This window comes from Dietzia sp. DQ11-71 (assembly GCF_014144995.1).
Taxonomy (GTDB): Bacteria; Actinomycetota; Actinomycetes; order Mycobacteriales; family Mycobacteriaceae; genus Dietzia; species Dietzia kunjamensis.
On record NZ_JAALDT010000396.1, the window covers coordinates 1 to 1667 of the forward strand.

The 1667-nt window shown below is 71.5% G+C and carries 1 protein-coding gene and 2 pseudogenes; 2 read left to right on the top strand and 1 reads right to left on the bottom strand.

Features of this window, described 5'->3' with window-relative positions; genetic code table 11:
- Nucleotides 1-430: pseudogene (locus G6023_RS13175) on the bottom strand (o-succinylbenzoate synthase); the annotation flags it as partial.
- Nucleotides 431-453: 23 nt separating this feature from the next.
- On the opposite strand from G6023_RS13175, the gene G6023_RS13180 reads away from it, so the two are divergent.
- A complete protein-coding gene (locus G6023_RS13180) occupies nucleotides 454-1440 on the top strand; it encodes a 1,4-dihydroxy-2-naphthoyl-CoA synthase (protein WP_182635931.1) in 987 nt (328 codons plus the stop codon).
- Nucleotides 1441-1460: 20 nt separating this feature from the next.
- Nucleotides 1461-1667, top strand: a pseudogene (locus G6023_RS13185) (o-succinylbenzoate--CoA ligase); the annotation flags it as partial.

Below are 1667 nucleotides of genomic sequence, written 5' to 3' on the forward strand. Positions count from 1 at the left end.
TGGCGTCCACCCGGACGCGCGCGCCGGGGCGGGCCTGGAGGACGGCGGCGACGCGGGCGACGTCGTCGACGAGCTGCTGCCCGGACTCGGCCACCTTGACCTTGACCGTCATACAGCCCGGGAAGCGGTCGAGGATCGCCGCGACGTCCCCGGCCGCGACCGCCGGGACCGTGGCGTTGACCGGGACCCGGGAACGCAGCGCCGGCGGCGGGCCCTGCCACGCAATCTCCAGCGCGGAGGCCAGCCAGTGGGCGGACTCGAGATCGTCGTACTCTCCGAACGGGCCGAACTCGCCCCACCCGGCGGGGCCCTCGATCAGCGCGACCTCACGTTCGGTGATGCCGCGAAACCGCACCCGCATCGGCAGTGCCACCACGTGCACGCGGGCGAGCAGATCGTCGATCGACTCGGGGCCCGGTACGGATGTCATGGCTCCACGCTAACGTCGAACCCATGACCGAGAGCAGCGCACCGCAGGACCAGGCCACCGGAAACCCGTTCGACCCGTCGCAGTGGCGGGAGGTCGAGGGCTTCCGGAACGGGGAGGACCTGACCGACCTGACCTATCACCGCCACGTGGGCGAGGGCCGGGTCAACGGGATCGTGCGGATCGCGTTCGACCGGCCCGACGTGCGCAACGCCTTCCGCCCGCACACCGTGGACGAGCTGTACCGGGTCTTCGACCACGCGCGCCGCTCCCCCGACGTCGGCACCATCCTGTTCACCGGCAACGGGCCCAGCTCGCGCGATGGCGGCTGGGCGTTCTGCTCGGGCGGCGACCAGCGGATCCGGGGCCGCTCGGGCTACCAGTACTCGACCGAGCACGACTCGGACGTCGCCGGCGCCACGGCCGACAAGGTCGACGAGGCGCGCGTCAAGGCCGAGGGCGGACGGCTGCACATCCTGGAGGTGCAGCGGCTCATCCGCACCATGCCGAAGGTCGTGATCTGCCTGGTCAACGGGTGGGCGGCCGGCGGCGGGCACTCGCTCCACGTGGTGAGCGACCTGACCCTGGCCTCCCGCGAGCACGCCCGGTTCAAGCAGACCGACGCCGACGTGGGGTCCTTCGACGCCGGCTACGGCAGTGCCTACCTGGCCAAGCAGGTGGGCCAGAAGTTCGCGCGCGAGATCTTCTTCCTCGGCCAGGCGTACACGGCCGAGGAGATGTTCCAGATGGGCGCGGTCAACCGCGTGGTGGATCACGCCGAGCTGGAGAACACCGCCATCGAGTGGGCGCGGCAGATCAACGGCAAGTCGCCCACCGCGCAGCGGATGCTCAAGTTCGCGTTCAACCTCACCGACGACGGCCTCATGGGCCAGCAGGTGTTCGCCGGCGAGGCCACGCGACTGGCGTACATGACCGACGAAGCCGTGGAGGGCCGGGATGCGTTCCTCGAGAAGCGCGAACCCAACTGGGACGACTACCCCTACTACTACTGACGGTCGGGGGCCTACCGGCCATGGCCGCCACCCGCGAACTGCGCACCCTGCCCGTCTCCGGCGGCGCGGCGGTCGCCGAGGTGTTCCCTGCGCTGGCGCAGATGCTCGCCGACCGCGGGCCGGCGCTGCTGCCGGTGCCGGCCGACGACCCGGTGCGCTCCCGGATCCTCGTCGACAGCCAGCGCCCCCATCCGGACGGCCACGTGGCGATCGACTCCTCGGGGATG

Bases quoted from the DNA above. Each gene is read 5' to 3' on its own strand.
- G6023_RS13180 (WP_182635931.1), top strand. From the start codon at position 454: ATGACCGAGAGCAGCGCACCGCAGGACCAGGCCACCGGAAACCCGTTC.